This is a genomic window from Paucimonas lemoignei, from assembly GCF_004342585.1.
GTDB classification, from domain to species: domain Bacteria; phylum Pseudomonadota; class Gammaproteobacteria; order Burkholderiales; family Burkholderiaceae_D; genus Paucimonas; species Paucimonas lemoignei.
On the sequence record NZ_SLZQ01000034.1, the window covers coordinates 1 to 1,231 of the forward strand.

1 protein-coding gene is annotated in these 1,231 nt (G+C 51.9%); it reads right to left on the minus strand.

All coding sequences use genetic code 11. The features are described 5' to 3' along the window. Nucleotides 1–35: 35 nt before the first annotated feature. Nucleotides 36–1,171, minus strand: a protein-coding gene (locus EDC30_RS19335; protein ID WP_207907341.1) for an IS3 family transposase whose coding sequence is annotated in 2 segments (ribosomal slippage) — nt 36–919 and nt 919–1,171 — 1,137 coding nt in all. Because the reading frame shifts where the segments join, the coding sequence is not laid out codon by codon here. Nucleotides 1,172–1,231: the final 60 nt, after the last annotated feature.

Sequence of the window (1,231 nt, forward strand, 5' to 3'; positions counted from 1 at the left end):
TGGACTACCCCCGGTTCAGTAGACAAATTCCGACCTCACGCTGAGGCGCGTTCAAACGCCTCGGGACTTACCTGGCCCAAATGGCTATGGCGCCGGGTCCGATTATAAAAGACTTCGATATAGTCAAAGATATCGGCTCGTGCCTGATCCCGCGTTTTGTAAATCCGTTTGCGAATCCGCTCTTTCTTGAGGCTGCTAAAGAAGGACTCGGCAACAGCGTTATCCCAACAATTCCCGCGTCGGCTCATGCTGGGTTCTAGATTATTGGCATTGCAAAAACGTTTCCAATCATCGCTGCCGTATTGGCTCCCCTGGTCGGAATGGACAAGTACGGAATTCTTCGGTTTGCGTCGCCAGACGGCCATCAATAATGCATCCAGGGCCAGTTCCCGGGATAAGGTTGGCTTCATTGACCAGCCAACCACCCTGCGGGCATATAGGTCAATGACAACGGCTAGATACAACCAGCCTTGCCAGGTACGAATGTAGGTAATGTCGGTCACCCAAGCTTGATTCGGTGCCTCAACGGTAAATTCACGATTAAGCCGGTTAGGCGAAAGAATGGAAGGACGACCGGCAATCGGTCTAGGGGCTTTATAGCCGCGTAACGCCTTGATTTTGTTGACCCGCATGATGCGTGCTACACGATGTCTGCCGCAAGTCTCGCCGGCTTCACGCAAGTCACCAAAGACGCGGTTCGATCCATAAACGCCACCACTGGCAGCATAGGAATCCCGAATCACTCCCAATAGTCTCTGGTCTTCAATAGCGCGATCCGACAGTGGCTTGTGCAGCCATTGATAAAAGCCAGCACGGGTCACTTTCAGAACCCGACACATCAAAACGATGGAATATTGATGGCGATGTTCGTTCATGAAGCGGTACTTCACTCGGGCTCCCTGGCAAAGTACCGCGCGGCTTTTTTTAGCAGATCGCGTTCCTCTTCCACACGTCGCATTTGAGCACGTAAGCGCAATATCTCGCTTTTGGCTTCAATCAGTTCTGCCGCCTGCTTCTCATCTTTAGTGGGCTTAACAGCTTTGACCCACTTGTGCAGACTATGCGTGGACACGCCCAATCGAGCCGCAACTTCGGCTACCGAATAGCCACGTTCAACCACCTGCTTGACTGCTTCGTCCTTAAATTCCGGTGTAAATCTCGGCTTGTTCATTCACTTCCTCCTATGCTCAAATCATAGGCCGGAAATGTCTACCGAAGTGGGGCTAGTCCA